The sequence below is a fragment of the Methylocystis parvus OBBP genome (assembly GCF_027571405.1).
In the GTDB taxonomy this organism is placed as follows: domain Bacteria; phylum Pseudomonadota; class Alphaproteobacteria; order Rhizobiales; family Beijerinckiaceae; genus Methylocystis; species Methylocystis parva.
In genome coordinates this window covers 186,682-201,955 of sequence record NZ_CP092968.1, presented here as the reverse complement: position 1 = coordinate 201,955, position 15,274 = coordinate 186,682, and the positions used below count along the sequence as shown (strand labels likewise).

General features: G+C 64.5%; 15 protein-coding genes. 8 read left to right on the top strand and 7 right to left on the bottom strand.

The window, feature by feature from the left end; all coding sequences use genetic code 11:
* Positions 1 to 190: 190 nt before the first annotated feature.
* Both MMG94_RS00985 and MMG94_RS00980 read left to right on the top strand, forming a co-directional pair.
* On the top strand, positions 191 to 1,012 hold the full coding sequence (locus MMG94_RS00985; RefSeq protein ID WP_016921508.1) for a class I SAM-dependent methyltransferase: 822 nt from the start codon (positions 191 to 193) through the stop codon (positions 1,010 to 1,012).
* A gap of 31 nt (positions 1,013 to 1,043) precedes the next feature.
* Positions 1,044 to 2,243 (top strand): glycosyltransferase family 2 protein, encoded by a 1,200-nt coding sequence (locus MMG94_RS00980; RefSeq protein ID WP_051001164.1) that lies wholly within the window; start codon positions 1,044 to 1,046, stop codon positions 2,241 to 2,243.
* An 8-nt stretch (positions 2,244 to 2,251) separates the two neighbouring features.
* Here the strand turns inward: MMG94_RS00980 and MMG94_RS00975 are convergent, their stop codons facing one another.
* Positions 2,252 to 7,714, bottom strand: coding sequence for a GH36-type glycosyl hydrolase domain-containing protein (locus tag MMG94_RS00975; protein ID WP_016921507.1), 5,463 nt, complete (start codon positions 7,712 to 7,714; stop codon positions 2,252 to 2,254).
* A gap of 209 nt (positions 7,715 to 7,923) precedes the next feature.
* Between MMG94_RS00975 and MMG94_RS00970 the strand changes: the two genes are divergently transcribed.
* Positions 7,924 to 8,652, top strand: a complete 729-nt coding sequence (locus MMG94_RS00970) for a hypothetical protein (protein WP_016921506.1) — start codon at positions 7,924 to 7,926, stop codon at positions 8,650 to 8,652.
* Between the two features lie 65 nt (positions 8,653 to 8,717).
* Here MMG94_RS00970 and dcd read toward each other — a convergent pair whose 3' ends face one another.
* The 3 genes from dcd to MMG94_RS00955 all read right to left on the bottom strand — a co-directional run bounded on the left by dcd (position 8,718) and on the right by MMG94_RS00955 (position 10,641).
* Positions 8,718 to 9,152 (bottom strand): dCTP deaminase, encoded by a 435-nt coding sequence (gene dcd / locus MMG94_RS00965; RefSeq protein ID WP_244415495.1) that lies wholly within the window; start codon positions 9,150 to 9,152, stop codon positions 8,718 to 8,720.
* 67 nt (positions 9,153 to 9,219) lie between these two features.
* Complete coding sequence (locus tag MMG94_RS00960; RefSeq protein WP_154420113.1) at positions 9,220 to 9,453, bottom strand: hypothetical protein; 234 nt, start codon at positions 9,451 to 9,453, stop codon at positions 9,220 to 9,222.
* Positions 9,454 to 9,756: 303 nt separating this feature from the next.
* Positions 9,757 to 10,641, bottom strand: coding sequence for a metallophosphoesterase family protein (locus tag MMG94_RS00955; RefSeq protein WP_020372479.1), 885 nt, complete (start codon positions 10,639 to 10,641; stop codon positions 9,757 to 9,759).
* 220 nt (positions 10,642 to 10,861) lie between these two features.
* Here MMG94_RS00955 and MMG94_RS00950 point away from each other — a divergent pair, with 220 nt between their 5' ends.
* Together MMG94_RS00950 and MMG94_RS00945 are read left to right on the top strand one after the other, a co-directional pair.
* Complete coding sequence (locus MMG94_RS00950) at positions 10,862 to 11,377, top strand: NUDIX domain-containing protein (protein WP_016921504.1); 516 nt, start codon at positions 10,862 to 10,864, stop codon at positions 11,375 to 11,377.
* Positions 11,378 to 11,413: 36 nt separating this feature from the next.
* The gene (locus tag MMG94_RS00945) at positions 11,414 to 11,896 is read left to right on the top strand and encodes a CREC-EF hand family protein (protein ID WP_016921503.1); all 483 of its coding nucleotides are present in this window, start codon (positions 11,414 to 11,416) and stop codon (positions 11,894 to 11,896) included.
* A gap of 15 nt (positions 11,897 to 11,911) precedes the next feature.
* Here MMG94_RS00945 and MMG94_RS00940 read toward each other — a convergent pair whose 3' ends face one another.
* Together MMG94_RS00940 and MMG94_RS00935 are read right to left on the bottom strand one after the other, a co-directional pair.
* On the bottom strand, positions 11,912 to 12,133 hold the full coding sequence (locus MMG94_RS00940; protein WP_026016484.1) for a hypothetical protein: 222 nt from the start codon (positions 12,131 to 12,133) through the stop codon (positions 11,912 to 11,914).
* Between the two features lie 69 nt (positions 12,134 to 12,202).
* Positions 12,203 to 12,745, bottom strand: a complete 543-nt coding sequence (locus MMG94_RS00935; protein ID WP_040579501.1) for a GNAT family N-acetyltransferase — start codon at positions 12,743 to 12,745, stop codon at positions 12,203 to 12,205.
* Between the two features lie 81 nt (positions 12,746 to 12,826).
* On the opposite strand from MMG94_RS00935, the gene MMG94_RS00930 reads away from it, so the two are divergent.
* Positions 12,827 to 13,324: a GNAT family N-acetyltransferase gene (locus MMG94_RS00930; protein WP_016921500.1), complete on the top strand. Its 498-nt coding sequence runs from the start codon at positions 12,827 to 12,829 to the stop codon at positions 13,322 to 13,324.
* A 2-nt stretch (positions 13,325 to 13,326) separates the two neighbouring features.
* The gene (gene zapE, locus MMG94_RS00925) at positions 13,327 to 14,469 is read left to right on the top strand and encodes a cell division protein ZapE (RefSeq protein ID WP_016921499.1); all 1,143 of its coding nucleotides are present in this window, start codon (positions 13,327 to 13,329) and stop codon (positions 14,467 to 14,469) included.
* Between the two features lie 37 nt (positions 14,470 to 14,506).
* Here zapE and MMG94_RS00920 read toward each other — a convergent pair whose 3' ends face one another.
* A complete protein-coding gene (locus tag MMG94_RS00920) occupies positions 14,507 to 14,821 on the bottom strand; it encodes a hypothetical protein (protein WP_016921498.1) in 315 nt (104 codons plus the stop codon).
* A gap of 95 nt (positions 14,822 to 14,916) precedes the next feature.
* Here MMG94_RS00920 and MMG94_RS00915 point away from each other — a divergent pair, with 95 nt between their 5' ends.
* Positions 14,917 to 15,222 (top strand): YkgJ family cysteine cluster protein, encoded by a 306-nt coding sequence (locus MMG94_RS00915; RefSeq protein ID WP_016921497.1) that lies wholly within the window; start codon positions 14,917 to 14,919, stop codon positions 15,220 to 15,222.
* Positions 15,223 to 15,274: the final 52 nt, after the last annotated feature.

The following is a 15,274-nucleotide window of genomic DNA, read 5'->3' as shown; positions in this document are numbered from 1 at the left end:
GGCGAAAAAATGGAAGCGCAGCAATACTGCATAACGCTGACATAGACTTGAGAACAAAGCCTTGAACTGAAGAATTTGCTTTTGACATGCGCCGCCTAAACCTTTCCGTTCGGCGCATTCCGCGCATCTTGCCGCCTCTGCGAGCGGCGGATTATTCTCCGGCTCCAGCCCTCCCGAAAGCAAAAGCGCGATGAATGAGCAGCAGAGCACGCAGGCGCCCGATCTCGGCGTCCTGCACGATTACGAATATCAGATCGATCTCAACGGCGACAATGCGCTTGCCTATGTCGTGGAGCTCGCTGGCGCGGGCAAGAAAATATTGGAGCTCGGCGCCGGCGCCGGCATGCAGACCCAGTTCCTCGTGAAGGACAAACGCAACGAGGTCGTCGCCGTCGAGATCAATCCGCAATCGGTCGAAAAACTGAAAAGATTCACCGAGCGCGTCTATTCCCTGGATCTGAACGCGCCGGGCTGGCCGGACGCACTGGACGCCGAAGGGAAATTCGACGCGATCATCGCCGCCGACGTGCTCGAACATCTCTATGATCCGTGGACCGCGATCACCGAGATGAAGAAGCTCTTGAAGGAGGACGGCGAGATCATCGTCTCCCTGCCCTATATCGGCAATGGCGCGATATTGGGCCTCCTTTACGAGGACGATTTTGACTATCGCGAAGAAGGCCTGCTCGACAAGACCCATATACGCTTCTTCGGGCTGAAGAATATCGAGGCGCTGCACAAGAATGCCGGACTGACCATCGCCGATGCGCGCATCGTGCTGCGCCGCCCGGAAGTCACGGAATTCCACGCGAGCTGGAACAAGCTGCCGAAAGCCGTGCGCGCCGCGCTGACCGTCAGTCCGCATGCGGACATCTATCAGGTGGTCACGACGGCGCGGCGATCGGAAACGGTCGCAACCGATTTCAGCCTTTTCGACGCCGCCGCGAAACGCTGTCCCCCGCGCCGCCGCACCTTTCTGCAAAGAATGGGCGAAATGCTGCTCGGCCTCTGATAAAGAGGCGAGGCATCAATCCGGCGAGCCCATGGCCAACGAAAGACCCTGTCAGATCGAGATGATCCGTCACGCGCCGGAGCGTCCGATCGTGGCGTTCTTTCGTTTCTTCGACGCCGCCGGCGATTGCGTCATCGCCTTTCCCTTCCGCCTGCAGAAGCGCGTCACTTATTTCAACGAAGTGATGATGGACCCTTCGCTGTCGGCGCGCATCGATTGCGGAGAGGCGGAGGCGCAAGTCTCCGTGCGGATCAGACCCTGCGGGTGGCGCTATTATTGGGGCCGAAAGCTCGATCACTTCCTCGACAAATTCCGCAGCGAGACGCAGCCCGTTCCGCCGGCGCCCGACCCGTCGCGCATCGTATCCTTCGCCGCTGACGGCGTCGCGACGTCATCCGCGGAGCCGTTCGTCAGCATCGTCATACCGACGCGCGATCGCGCGGACCTTCTTGCGCGCGCCGTCGAAACTCTGTTTGAAAACGCAAACTGGCCGCGTCTGGAGCTTGTGATCGTCGACAACGGCTCGATCGAGCCCGAGACCTTCGCGCTTTTCGATCGCCTGCGCGGACGCGACAATGTGACGATCCTGCGCCGTGACGAGCCCTTCAATTTCGCCCGGCTCGTCAATGAAGGCGTGCGCGCCTCTCGCGGCGAAGTCATCGCGCTGCTCAACAACGACGTCGAAACGGACGATCCCGACTGGCTGGCGCCGCTCGTCGCACTTGCGATCGATCCGCGCGTCGGCGTCGCCGGCGTCAAGCTTCTCCATGAGGACGGGAGCGTGCAGCACGCCGGCATCGCGCTCGGCATACGCGGCCTGACGGCGCATGCCGGCGCGGGGCGCAGAGCCGACGACCCCGGGCCTTACGACATGATGACGACGACGCGCCGCGTCTCCGCCGTCACGGGCGCCTGTCTCCTCACGCGCCGGGACGTTTTCGACAAGCTCGGCGGCTTCGATGAAAATTTCGTCGTCGAGTTCAACGACGTCGATTACTGCCTGCGCGCCGGCGCGGCGGGCTACGCCGTCGTCTCGGCCGCGGCGCCGGCGCTCCTCCACAAGGAGGGATCGACGCGCCAGCAGCGCCCGCTTCGCACGCAGGAAGTGCTCGACCGGACGCTATTCGTCACGCGCTGGGGTCACGCGCTGGTCGACGATCCGTTTTATCCCCCCGAGCTCACTTTGCAGGACGAGTCGCTCGCTCTCGCGACGACGCCGCGCGAGGGCTGACGGGCGCCTCAACTCGAGCCGGAAGACGTGAAAGTCCTGCCTTTATAGGTCACGCTTTCGAGACGCAGATCGCCCTTCGCGTCGAATGCGTCGGCGCGCGGGCGCAATTCGCCATTTTCGAATTCGAGCCCGAGCATGGCGTAGGCCGCCGAAATCATGCGCGCAGCGGCGCCCGTGTACCAGCCCCAGCCGCCGCGGCCCTCATAGCCTTCGCCTTCATAGACGTCGGCCGGCTGCTGATGCGGCGGCATGCCGTAAATATCGGCCTCGGCCGGCGTGCGCAGCTTCGAGATCGGCGAGATGGCGATCCAGCTCTCGAAGGCGCGCGCGAAGAGCTCCTGCGCCGCCTTTTCGTCGCCGTCCCTCTTGGCTTCCGCCCCGAGCTTCGCCAGCGCGTCCACGAACCAGGAGACGCCATGCGAATATTGCCCGCCATTCTCGCGCACGCCGGGCGGATATTCCGCGCTGCGGCCGGGATAGGGATTGGAATGCTCCGTAAAGGGCGGCGTGACGAGCAGGATTCGATTCGAGCGGCCGAGCAGGGCGAGCGCCTTCTCGATCGCCTCGCGCCCGCGCGCGGCGTCGACCGCATGGGTGAGCGTCGGCCAATGCGCCGTCATCGCGCTCATCGGCGCCAGCTCGCGGCCGTCATCGGCGAAGTCGCGCACATAGCGGTCCCCGCGCCAGCATTCGGCGAGCGCCCCGCGCAATTTTTCGGCGCGCTCCAGATAACGCGCGGCGCGCGCGCCATCGCCTCTCTGCTCGAAGAGCGGCGCGATATCGACGAGAATGCCGTGCAGGAAGAAGCCGAGCCACACGCTCTCGCCGCGCCCTTCGACGCCGACGAGATGCATGCCGTCGTCCCAATCGCCCGAGCCGACCAGCGGCAGGCCATGCGCGCCGAAGCGGTCGAGCGTGTAGTCGATCGCGCGCGCGCAGTGGCGGAGCAGCGTGTCCTTGTCACGCGAATTGAGCGGGACGGTCGCCTCGCCTTCCTGATCGTTCGGCACCGGATTGGCTTCGAGGAAGCTCTCCACCGCGTCGAGAATGGCCCAGTCGCCCGTGCCTTTGACATAGCGGATCGTGACGTAAGGCAACCACAGATGCGGGTCGGAGGAATGCGTGCGGTCCGCGAGGCCCGTGCCGCCATTGGGCGCGCGATGCCACCATTTGCAGGCGTCGCCTTCAAGATATTGATGCTTCGCATGCAGCAATATCTGCGCGCGGGCGCGCGCCGGCGCGAGATGGATGAGCGGAATGACGTCCTGCAACTGATCGCGATAGCCGGTCGCGCCCGAGCGCTGCGAGGGGCCGGTGCGGCCCCACAGGCGCGACGCCAGCAATTGATAGGGCAGCCAGTCATTGACGAGCCGATCCACATCCGGCCGGTTGGTCTTGATGCGCAGCACGGAGAGCCGATCGTTCCACGCCTCGGCGCTCGCCTCGCATTGCTGTCTTGCATAGGCCGGATCGCGCGCGAGCCTGGCGAGGCGTTTCGCTTCGTCGATCGTCGTCGTCTGGCCGAGCGCGACGACCACCACCGCTTCCTCGCCCGCGGGCACATCGATCGCGCCGCTGAAGGCCGCGACCTTTCGCTGATGCTCCGGCGCGCCGGCGTCCGGATGGCCGTGCTCGACCATATAGGGCAGATAGGGATTGCGGCTCTCATGGCCGAGGAACCGGCGGCGCGACGTCTCCGCGAATTCCGCGGGGATCGACGTCGTGACGAAGGCCCATCCCTTCACGAAATTATTCGCCGGGTTGCGGAAATAGATCGAATGCAGATCGTCGTCGATGACCGACTGGACATTGCCGAGGCTCTCGATCGCGGTTTCAGCGAGGATCACCTCCATCGCCGGAACGATCTGCAGCAGGCGCTCATGCACCGCCTTGTTGCGGATTTTAAGCAGGCGGAACTCGATGGGCTCCGTCGGGCTCACGAACACCCGCATCTCTAATTCGAGATGATCGCGTTCGCTGCGGAAGATCGCCGAGCCCGGCGTGAACGTCACTTCATAGCGCGCGTCGCGGCGGCGCAGCGGAACGAAGGTCGGGCTATGCGCATCGGTGCGGGCGAGATCGTAAATGTAGATCATCTGCCCGGCCGGCGCCATGCGGCCTTCGCCCATGCGGAAGGGCGTGAAGCTGTTCAGGCGCGAATTGCTGGAGAAGGAGAAAATGTCGCCGTCATTGGTCAGCACGCAGCCCGCGCCCAGCGAATTGGCGATGACATGCGCGAAGGGTCGCGGCGTGCCGGGCTGCAGCGTGAGGCTGCGCCCGTCCTCCGAAAACTGATAGCGATGCTCATGCGGCGCCGGCGGCATGACAAGATGACGACGGCGGGACAAGGCGCGATCGAGAATCTCCGGCGCGACAGTCGGAACGCCGAGATGGCGCGCGACCGAATCCGTCGCGAGGCCCATATTCTTCGCCCAGCCGTCGACGATGATCAGCTCGGCCTCCCCCGCCGGCGGAATGTCGAGTTCGATATGCAGGCTCGCACAAGGTTCGAAGCCATAAAGCAACCCTTCGTCATCGGGGCTGCGCGGCGCTTCGCCGAGACCGACAAGACTGTCCGGCGCATTGGTCGGACCCATGCCGTAGAAGCGCGATTTGACGTCTTCATAGCCGACGACGGTCATTTTCGTGTTCGGCCCCGCGCCGATGGCGTGGAAACCGATTTCCGGCGAGAGGCGCCGGTCGGCGTGACGGCGCGCGCCGCCCTTCAAGAGACGGTTCTGCGCGAAGATCGCGTTGAGCGAATGCACATACCAGACGCCGACATGGATCGCGTTATAGGCCGCGTCGCGCAATTCGACATTGGTTTCGTTCATTACCCATTCGCGCAGCGACGCCAGCGTGAGCTTGCGCGCGCGCGGCTGGAGATTGACGATCTTGAGATGTTGAATCTCGACCGCCTCGTCTGGCGCGAGCGACACGCGCGCTTCGACGGCGAAGCCGTTCTGCTCGGCGATGAAGAACAGACAATTCTCGCCTGCTTCCGAAAGCTGGGCGCAGGCGCCGGGACAGCGCGTCGGCGCTTCGCCCACGGACCAGAGCTCGCCGCCTTCCTCGCGCAGGAACAGGAAACGTCCGCGCGGATGCGCGTGGTCGTCGGGCCGGCGCGTGAGATCGATCGGCGGGCCGCCGCGCGCGACGCCCTCGATGCGGATGGCGCCCTGCCCGTCCTGGAACCATTCGCTCGTCATCAGGCCGTTGGTCAGCTTCAACGGCCGCGAGCCCGGCGCGCCGCCGGCGCCGGTGACGCCTTCGAGCGGGATTTTCTGCGCGCGCGCGAGGCGTCCGAGCAGGAAGACGACGAGGCCCAACGCGACGAAGCCCGCATAAGCGAGATAGCCGCCGACGAGATAGGTATAGGAAGGCGGCCGCGAATTCGACATCTGCTCGGCGGCGGTCCACGCCTTGTCCCAATCGGGCCCGTGCGGAATGTAGAAAGGCAGCAGCAGCGGCGCCCATGTGCCGAAACGGCGGATACCCTCCGGTATCGCGCGGCTCACCTGCTCCTTGCCCACGAAGCGCGCGGCCTTCTCGTCCAGAACGTCGCCGCCGACAAAGGACAGGTTCACCAGCGTCGCGACGCGCAGACCCATATGATCGAACCAGATCAGGACGCGCAGCACGTCGAAGGCGAGGATCGCCGTGAAAATGTCGAGGCTCCAGGCGCGGAACTCATTGTCCGGCAGGATGTAGCTCATCCATGTCGCGACGCCCGTGCGGATCAGGCCGTCCTGATTGTACCAGCTCGGATCGGGCGAGGCTTTGAGGAAGGAGTAGATGACCGGCGCCATCCACAAGCCCCAGCGCAGGACGCGCACGGCGTTCTCGACGAGCATGTCGAGCCCTTCCCAGCTCGCGAGCTGGCGCAGCGGCTGGAGGCTGCGCTTCACCAGCGCGGTCAGAAAGAAGAGATTGATGGAGAAGAGCGGCGCGGCGAAGACCCATTGGATCACGCCCGAAAGCGACTCGTCGTAAAGAAGCCGCACGCCGCCATCGACGACGCCGAGATCCGTCGTTCCCCATTTCGAGAAAAGCGGCCGCACGATATAGGGAGCGACGCCGCGCCCGTCCGCCGCGTAGTCGAGCGAGACGTAAGCGAAGAATTTGCGCGTGACGGTGGCGAGCTGTTCGGCGTCGAAATACCAGGAAATGCCGCCCGCGACGAAGGCGCCGAGCACGGCGCCGAGCGTATAGACGCGCCAGCTCCGGAAATGCTGGCGACGCACGCGCATGAGCTCGTAGAAGTCGAACGCCATGTCGACGCCCGCATAAGCGAGCGCGCCCGCGATCGCCCCGAAGAGGAATCGGTTCGGCCCGCTCGCCGCCGGCAGGTCGATCATCAGCGCGACGCTCACGGCGACGCCCGCGACGGCGCCCCGCGCATAATTCGCCGGCCGCAGATAGGCTTCCTCGAGACGCCCGACAAAGGGCGGCGTCGAATCCGTGCTCTCCATGATGGCGCGCGCCAGCGGATAGAGGGCGCCGCCGATCAACGCGCCGCCGAGGGGGCCTGAAATCGTAATCAGCCACACCGCCGACGGGAAGAAAACCACAAGCCCGACGACCTGCACAATCGCGATATAGACGAGGCCATAGACTGCGCCCTTTTCCGCGCCCGACTTCCAGTCATGATAGACGACGGCGGAAAGCGACGGCGTCGCGCGCAAGAGGCCGGCGATGGCCTGCGTGACGAGATAGGTTTCGCCCCAAAGGCCCGCCTGCGACAGCGCCGCCGCCAGGATCGCCGCGACGACAGCCACAGGGCCGGGAACGTAAGGCGTCACGAACAGCGTGACGGACGAGGCGATGAAGGGCGTCAAGACGGCGACGAAGGCGGAGAAGGCGAGTATGCCGTGCGGGCGCCATTGTCTCGGCAGGAAGCGCCCCAGCGCCAGCGGCACGCCGACGACCACGGCTTCATTCAGCAGAAACAGGACGAGCGTGCGCCCGACGATCTGCTTGACGGCCTCCGGAACGTCGAGGCCGGGAAAGAAAGCGCCGCCAATCTGCGTGACCGGCGGCGCGCCGAGCGCGATAATGAGGCTGAACAGGAAAGGCAGCAGGAAAAGCGCGAGGCGCAGCGGCATGCGCGAGCGCGCGGTGAGGGAAACCACGCCGGCGATATAAACGATCGCCGCCGCGCCGGCGCCTGTCGGCGAGAGGCGGAAAAGCTGCTCCAGCGTATCGGGCGCGCGCCACAATTGCCCGGAGCGGTCGCACAGCGCCGCGAAAGCGGCCACGGCGGCGAAATCGACCGCGAAATTCACGGCTTGACGGCCGCCCTCGCTCGAGGGACGCAGCAGATAGAGCGAGGCGCCGGCGAAAAAGCCCGCGACCAGCAGATGATCCCACCCGCCCGAGGCTTCCAGCGCCGCCACGACCGCGAAGACGAAGCCAAAGAGGATGCGCTCGAACAGCGCGCCGACATTGTCCGATTCGGCGTGGGTCGCCATGGGGTTCCTCCGGGCGTCCGTTGGTCGGCGCCGATTGTCTTTACAGGCCGGAATCACCGGCAGATTAGCCGATTCCCTAGCTGGTGGCCGGGGGAAAAGTCGACTCCCGGCCCGACCTTCGCGCGGTCGCGCTTCGCATATCCGCGCCGAGACGCTATAGTAAAGAAAGCGTTAATCCCCGCGCGCCGAGGGCGAAGCGAGTGAGCGACATGGATGACCCTTTGCCCGCGCAGACCGATACTGGCCGCCCGAGCTTGCTGAGAAAACCCTCCCCCGCCCCGAGCGACAAAGTCTCCTCCATCGTCGCCGCCGAAAATGGCCGGGATATGCCCGCCGACCTTTCAGGCAAGGCGCCGCTCGACCAGCGCATGGCGAGTCTGGCGACGGCGCTGCGCAAGGCGCGCATCGAGAACGCCGAACATTCGGCCGCGCTCGCGGATCTGCGCGCCGCAGAAATCGTACGGCTCGAAATGCTCGCCGACGCGCTTTCTCCCGTGCTCGCGCAGCTCCCGCGCGATTGCGACATATTCGACGTCGCCGTGTCGCCAGGCGAGCGGCCGCGCCTCTTCATCGACCAGATCGGCTTCGTGGAGATGGATCGCGACCGGCGGACCTATCGCTTTTTGCAGGACACGCGCCACGGCCGCATCACGCTGCGGGAAACGGCCGACATAGACGAGACGGTCGACGCCGCGACCAATTACATCGCGCATCGCCTGATCGAGCGCGAAAAGGCGCTGGCCGTGGATTACGCCAGCGGCGGCGCGGCGCGCGTCGTGCGCAAGACGGCCGCGCCGGACGCGGTCCAGAAAACCGGCCTCGCCAATGGCAAGGTGTTCGAGGCCTTTCTGTTTTTCATCGAATTTCTGGGGTCCGCCGCCTTTTTCGGCCTTCTGGCGATCATCGCGATGTGGGTCTACAAGACGTACTTCTCATAAATCACGGGTCATAAAGAGACGTCTATTTAGCGAAGCGCATCTCTGTCACCTCTCTAAAAAACGGGCTAAGCCGTCTGACCCGCAAATATACCCTGATAACCTTTTTCTGGCGTACCCGTGGTTAGCTCAAAAACTAATTGGCAAACCCACATTCCAGGCTCAAGCACAATGTGATGCGGTCCGAAGTTGAACATTTCAAGCTGGATGTTGCCTTTGAAGCCGGAGTGAATGACTGGCGCAGTGACATGAATTCCAACGCCCAAGCGGGCTAAAGAACTTTTCCCTTCCACTCTCGCTGCAAGGCGGGAAGTAATCGGTATTTCGACTTTCTCAGCCGTCCACGCAAGCACGAAGCTTTGAGGCTTGAGTGTATATGGCCCCTTCCGCCCCGCCTGTAACGTAGATGCTATCTTTGTGTAGCTATATTCCTTGCTACCCGGATGAATTGGTGATGACGACCCAAGACTCGACCACTCACTAAAATTGTCAGACAGACTCAAATCTATTGCCGTCGATGTGACAGCAATAGAAAGATCTGGTAAGAATCATTGCTAGGAATTCCTTACATTAAGCGTAGCAAGCCTCTTTATCATTTATTTCAGAAGGACTGATCCATGCCCTAGACCTTCCAGAGACAGCTTCTCTTGGCAGCTCTACAAGTATTTCTTCGTCATTTTTCTTTGTTATCGGCCATACATGTAAATACCCTGCTTTGAGTGAATCCACATCGACGATAATCTCCTCTTTTCCGCTAATCGTGTTTATTTCAACCACAACCTCAGACGGACCGGGTCCGTTCATTAGGCGAGTGCATTTTATAAACATTATCGCGCTCTCCTCTGTAGGAACACACAAAGAACGATCTCGGCCGGTCAGCGTTCCATTTCGTTAAGGGCAGACGTCCAAACGAACGATTCTGCCATATGAGTGTAATAAACTTACTAGTTACGCCTAGTGCCATACAGTCACATCAAATGCCCAAAATGAGGGCGTGCGCACAAGAAAGACGATCAGAAAAACCGTCCCCTCGCGGCCTATGCCAACCACCTGCACTGCGGCGTCGTTCCGCAGCCGGCGCATGAATGAGAACCGCTGCGGCCCAACCTATAATCTCTCTTCCGCGCCAACCTCTACGACCTCGCCCGCCTCCGTCAGGCCCCGCCGACGCAAGGAAACCCGCAACGCGTCCCCCGCCCGCTCAATCTCATAGAGGTTGTAGGCCGCGCCGGGATAATGTCCGCCGGGCTTTGCCGACGCCGAGGCGACGCCGACGACCGGCGTCCTCCCCTGCGGCGCGGCGATATAAGCGACGCTCGGCTTGTGATTATGGCCGTGCAGAACGAGCTCGGCGCCATGCCTGGCGACGACCGCCTCGAACGCCGCCGCGTCGTCGAGGCCGCGAAGCGCGCGCGCGCCGCCGATATGGGGCGGATGATGCAGGAAAACGATTCGGGCGAGCCCTTCGGCGCGGCTCTGGTCCAGAAGCGCGCCGAGCGCGCCGAGTTGCGCCTCGCCCAGCTTGCCCGAGGCGACGAAGGGCGCGGTCGGCACGCCCGAGTCGAGCCCGATCAGCGCGACGCCTTCGCGCCGGCGAAGATAAGGGAAGCCCGCCGCGCCGCTCTCATTGGTCGTCCAGGGCTCGAAGACGTCGTGCACGAGCTTCGTGGCGTCGGCGACATAGGCGTCGTGATTGCCGGGCGTGAAACTCACCTCCTGCGCGCCGCCGAGCGTCGCGAGCCAGTCCCTGGCGAGCGCGATCTCGCCCGGCAGACCGATATTCACGATGTCGCCGGTCATGACGACATGATCCGGCCGCTGCGCCCGCATGTCCTCCACGAGCCGGCGCAGCACGCCCATATCGTGTTGCGCCGCGCGCTTATAGAGCCAGTTCACATAGCCGGTGACCCTTTTGCCGAGCAGCTCGGCGAGATTGGGACGCGGGATCGGCCCGATATGGGCGTCGGAGAGATGGGCGAGGAGAAAGCTCACAGTCGACCTTCGTTTCTGTCGCGCTGTCCCGGCGCGCCTCGCGCTGTGCAGGACCGGCGCATTCTTTTGCATGATCTAGAGCCGTCGGCGCGGGGAGCGCAAGCGACGAAGCCTTACGCCCGCCGTCGCCGGGAGATAGCTCGGCGCCGCAACGACGTTCAGACGAACAATCGGCCGAGCGCTCTGGAGCCTTCGCGCGGCATTTGCCATACTCCGCGTCATGCGACAGGAGTCCAACACGAAGACGACATTGGAAAAAGCGCGCCCCGACCCCTCTCTCAGGGCGCAGATCGTCTCGCGGATCATCACCTTCGGCGCCCTGTTCCAGCGGCCGATGACGCTCGGCGTGCGCGGCCTCGTGCTCGACGCCGAGGATCGCGTCCTGCTCGTGCGGCACACTTACGTGCCGGGCTTCTATCTCCCCGGCGGCGGCGTCGAGAGGGGCGAAACCATGCTGCAGGCGCTGACCCGCGAATTGCAGGAAGAAGGCGCCGTGCATCTCTTGAGCGCGCCGACGCTGCACAACGTCTATCTCAATCGCCGCGTCTCGCCGCGCGATCATGTGGCGCTCTATGTCGTGCGCCATTTCGGCTATGACGGGCCCCGCGAGCCCGACCATGAAATCGCCGAGGCCGCCTTCTTCCCCTTGACCGCGCTGCCGGACGGGATCACCCCGGCGACCCGCGCCCGCCTCGCCGAAGTCCTGGCCGGGGAGCCCGTCTCGCCCTATTGGTGATCCGCAGCCAAAACGGCCCTTCTGGACGCAAACCTTATGAGAACCCTTTCCGCCGCCCTCGCCGTCCTGCTCCCCCTCGGCGCCGCGCCGGCCCGCGCGCAAAGCGACGCGGAACATATGCTGGACGCCATCTTTCAGATGTTCGACGAGAATCGCGACGGCGCCATCTCGATGGAGGAAGCCAACCGCTTCATCGACAAGACTTTCGCGGAAATGGACATGAAGCATACGGGCAGGATTTCCCGCGACGCCTGGATGCGCTTTTCCTTCGGCCTCGCCGACCTCGCCGCGGATCAGGGCCGCTCCGATGCGTACGACCGCGCCAAATACAGGATCTTCAAGCGCTGGGACCGCTCGAAATCCGGCGCGCTGAGCCTCGATGACTACCGCGCCGGAGTCCTCGGCGACGCGCGCGCGAGTTTGCGCGGCAGGCAGAAGGCCGGCGAAGCGCCGCGCATCGACTCCGCCGCCTTCAAGCGCGCGCCCTTTGTGCGGCAGTTGATGGGCTCCCTGAAATAATCAGCGCCCCGTCAATCAGCGGCCCTTGCCCTTGAACTGCTTGCGGCAGGCGGGGGAAAGCGACTTCACATTGCCGCGCAGGCAATTCTCGACGGCGATGACGTCCGGGATGGCCGAGGAGCAGAGCCGCTCCGCGTCGCGTTCGCAGGCCGCGCGCTGGGCGTCGGTGCCCTGGGCGTGCGCCGGCGCGGCGGCGAGAATGACGAAAAGCATCGGAATGGAAAAAAGATAGCGCATATCGAACCTCGCTGGCGCCGCCCCCCGGGCGGAGGCGTTCCGTCAAGTTTGACGCGCCGCCGCACAAGGTCAAGTCACAGGCGCGAGGCGGCGCAGATCGCGGAAGCCATAGGCCATGTCCGGCAAGACCATCCCGTAGATCTCCCATACGCCCGAGACGCCGGTCGGCTCCGCGCCCTGCGCCTCGTAAAAACCGCGCGCATGGGCGGCGTCGCGAAAGACCCAGACGCTGGCGCTGTCATGGCCTTCCTCGAGAAGATGCGCCGCCATCGCCCCCAAAAGCCGCCGCCCGACCCCGCGCCGCTGAATGCGGCGGAGGAGATAGAGCGACGTGATTTCCCCCGTAAAGCCCAGCGGCGCCAGCTTTTCCGAACGCTGCCGCCGGCAAAGTCCGAACCCCGCCGGCCCTTGCGCGTCGAGCGCCAGTATCGCCGCCGCATCGACGCCGGAGAGATTTTCGCGCCAGCGTCCCGCCCATTCGTCGAGATCGAGCCCCGCCAGCACGGCGGCGGGCATCATTCCAGCATAGGTCTCGCGCCAGCTCTCGATATGAATTCCCGCTAGCTGGCGGGCATCCGCAGGGCCGGCGCGCCGAAGCGAGACATCGTTCATGGCGCAATGTCGCATGGCGAATTTCGGAAGCGCAACGCGTTTGCCTATGGGGCCGCCCGTGGTATTGCCTCGGCCCGGCTCATGATCGACCTTGTCATCCAATTTCTCCCCATGACGGCCGCGGACGAAGCGCAGATCGAGAAACTCGACGAGCGCGCCTTCGGCCCTGGCCGTTACGCCCGCACGGCTTACCGGCTGCGGGAAGGCGTCGCGCCGGATTTGTCCCTGTCCTTCGTGGCGCGCGTCGGCACGCTTCTCGTCGGGGCCAATCGGATGACCGGGATTCTCGTGAGCACGACGCCCGCCCTCCTGCTCGGGCCGCTGACCGTCGAGCCGGCCTTCCGCTCGCAAGGGGTGGGCGAGAAGCTGGTCAAACATTCGCTCGACGCCGCGCGCGCGGCGGCCCACGGCCTCGTCCTTCTCGTCGGCGATCTCGATTATTATTCGCGCCTCGGTTTCGCGCAGGTTCCGCGCGGTAAGATCGTCATGCCGGGGCCCGTCGACCCGGACCGCCTCCTCTATTGCGAATTGCGGCCCGGCGCGTTCGAGGCCGCGAGCGGCCAGATGCGGCGCGTCTGACCATGGCAGCCCCTCTCCTGGAACGTTACGACGCCCTCGTCGTCGAACGCGACCTGCGCCCCGATCCCTATCAGCGCGAAGCGGTGAAGAAGCTGCAGGGCCTTGTCGATGCGCTTTCTAAGGGCCGGGCGCCGGTCGCCCCGCTCCCCAAAGTGCTGCGCGCCTTCTTCTGGCAGGAAGAAAGGCCGCGCGGCCTCTATCTCTGGGGGCCGGTTGGGCGCGGCAAAACCATGTTGATGAACCTCTTCTTCGAGATGGCCCATGTCGAGAAGAAGCGCCGCACCCATTTCCACGCCTTCATGGCCGATGTGCATGACCGTCTCCACCGTCTGCGGCGCGACGCGGGGAACAGTCTCGCCGATCCGGTCACGCGCGTCGCGCAGGAGATCGCCGCCGAAACGCGCCTCATCTGCTTCGACGAATTCGCGGTGACCGACATCGCCGACGCAACCATTCTGGCGCGACTCTTCTCGGTGTTTTTCGCCGAAGGCGTCGTGGTCGTCGCAACGTCGAATGTCGAGCCGTCCAAGCTCTATGACGGCGGACGCAATCGCGACCTCTTCCTCCCCTTCATCGCGCTTTTGAAAGAGCGAATGAACGTCATGCGCCTCGCCGCGCCGGTGGATTATCGCGAAAGGCAGGACTGCGCGGGCGAGGTTTTTTTCTCGCCCATCGACAGCCGCGCCCGGGCGGCCATGGACGCTCTCTTCGTCTCGCTGTCAGGCGAGCCGCGCGGCGCACCGGAGACGCTGGAGATCAGGCGCCGCGTCATCCACATTCCGGAATGCGCCGGGCGTGTCGCGCGGATGGGCTTCTGGGATCTCTGCGGACGTCCGCTCGCCGCCGCCGATTACCTCGCCATCGCCCGGCGCTTCGACGCGGTGATCCTCGACGGCGTTCCCGTCCTGGCGCCGGACCAGCGCAACGAGGCGCGCCGGTTGATCATGCTGGTCGACGTTCTCTATGAAGCGCATGCGCTGCTCGCCATCTCCGCCGAGGCGGAGCCGCAGCATCTCTATACAGCGCCGCATGGCGGGGAGGCGCGCGAATTCGAGCGCACAGTGTCGCGACTGACGGAGATGCGGGCGCGGGGATATATCGAGGCCTGCGTCGCCGGGAAGGCGATTATGGGCGCGGAGGGGTGACGGCGGCGGCTGACTGATGGTCAGCTGGCTCGCCCCGTTACGGCTTCGGCGCAGCCGACTCCGCCTGCGACATGCAGTCCTTGATGTCGCTCTGTTTCTTCATCTGCTCGAACGTGTCGTTGCAATAGCGGATGAGGTCGGCGCGCTTCGTCGGGTCGGTCGAGGCCGCGCGCATGCCCATCGCCGCGTCGAGCAGCTCCTTTTGCGCCTCATGCACCTGCTTGGGCTTCAATTGGCCGGAGCAAGCCTCGTAGCGATGGAGAAGCGCGTCGCATTCCGGAATGCCGGTCGGATCGACGGCGAACGCCGGAGTCACGGAGAGGGCGAAAAGGCAGGCGAGACGGTATTTCACGGGGGTTGAATCCCTTCGGATGGATTTTGGACGCCGGATCTGGCCGAAGCGACCGCCACGGCGGCGACACGCCGGAGGAGACATAAGGGGGCGCGATGGAAGAGATCAATCCCTGCACCGCCTGCGGCGCCTGCTGCGCCGCCTTCCGCGTCTCCTTCTACTGGGCGGAGGCGGCGGAAAACGGGCTGCCGGAAGGGCTGTACGAGCCGCTGACCTCGGTCCTCGCCAATATGCGCGGCACCAATTGCAGATCGCCGCGCTGCGTGGCGCTGTCCGGGGAAGTCGGGAGCGAAACGCATTGCATCGCCTATGAAAGCCGGCCCTCGCCCTGCCGGGAGGCGCAGCCGCGCGACGAGAAATGCGCCCGCGCCCGGGCGATCAACGGTTTGCCCGCGCTTTGAAGGCCTGAAAACAAAAACCGGCGGCGGGCCTTTCCTGGGACCCGCCGCCTAG

Bases quoted from the DNA above. Each gene is read 5' to 3' on its own strand.
- MMG94_RS00985 (WP_016921508.1), top strand. From the start codon at position 191: ATGAATGAGCAGCAGAGCACGCAGGCGCCCGATCTCGGCGTCCTGCAC.
- MMG94_RS00980 (WP_051001164.1), top strand. From the start codon at position 1,044: ATGGCCAACGAAAGACCCTGTCAGATCGAGATGATCCGTCACGCGCCG.
- MMG94_RS00975 (WP_016921507.1), bottom strand. From the start codon at position 7,714: ATGGCGACCCACGCCGAATCGGACAATGTCGGCGCGCTGTTCGAGCGC.
- MMG94_RS00970 (WP_016921506.1), top strand. From the start codon at position 7,924: ATGGATGACCCTTTGCCCGCGCAGACCGATACTGGCCGCCCGAGCTTG.
- MMG94_RS00960 (WP_154420113.1), bottom strand. From the start codon at position 9,453: ATGAACGGACCCGGTCCGTCTGAGGTTGTGGTTGAAATAAACACGATT.
- MMG94_RS00950 (WP_016921504.1), top strand. From the start codon at position 10,862: ATGCGACAGGAGTCCAACACGAAGACGACATTGGAAAAAGCGCGCCCC.
- MMG94_RS00945 (WP_016921503.1), top strand. From the start codon at position 11,414: ATGAGAACCCTTTCCGCCGCCCTCGCCGTCCTGCTCCCCCTCGGCGCC.
- MMG94_RS00940 (WP_026016484.1), bottom strand. From the start codon at position 12,133: ATGCGCTATCTTTTTTCCATTCCGATGCTTTTCGTCATTCTCGCCGCC.
- MMG94_RS00935 (WP_040579501.1), bottom strand. From the start codon at position 12,745: ATGAACGATGTCTCGCTTCGGCGCGCCGGCCCTGCGGATGCCCGCCAG.
- MMG94_RS00930 (WP_016921500.1), top strand. From the start codon at position 12,827: ATGATCGACCTTGTCATCCAATTTCTCCCCATGACGGCCGCGGACGAA.
- zapE (WP_016921499.1), top strand. From the start codon at position 13,327: ATGGCAGCCCCTCTCCTGGAACGTTACGACGCCCTCGTCGTCGAACGC.
- MMG94_RS00915 (WP_016921497.1), top strand. From the start codon at position 14,917: ATGGAAGAGATCAATCCCTGCACCGCCTGCGGCGCCTGCTGCGCCGCC.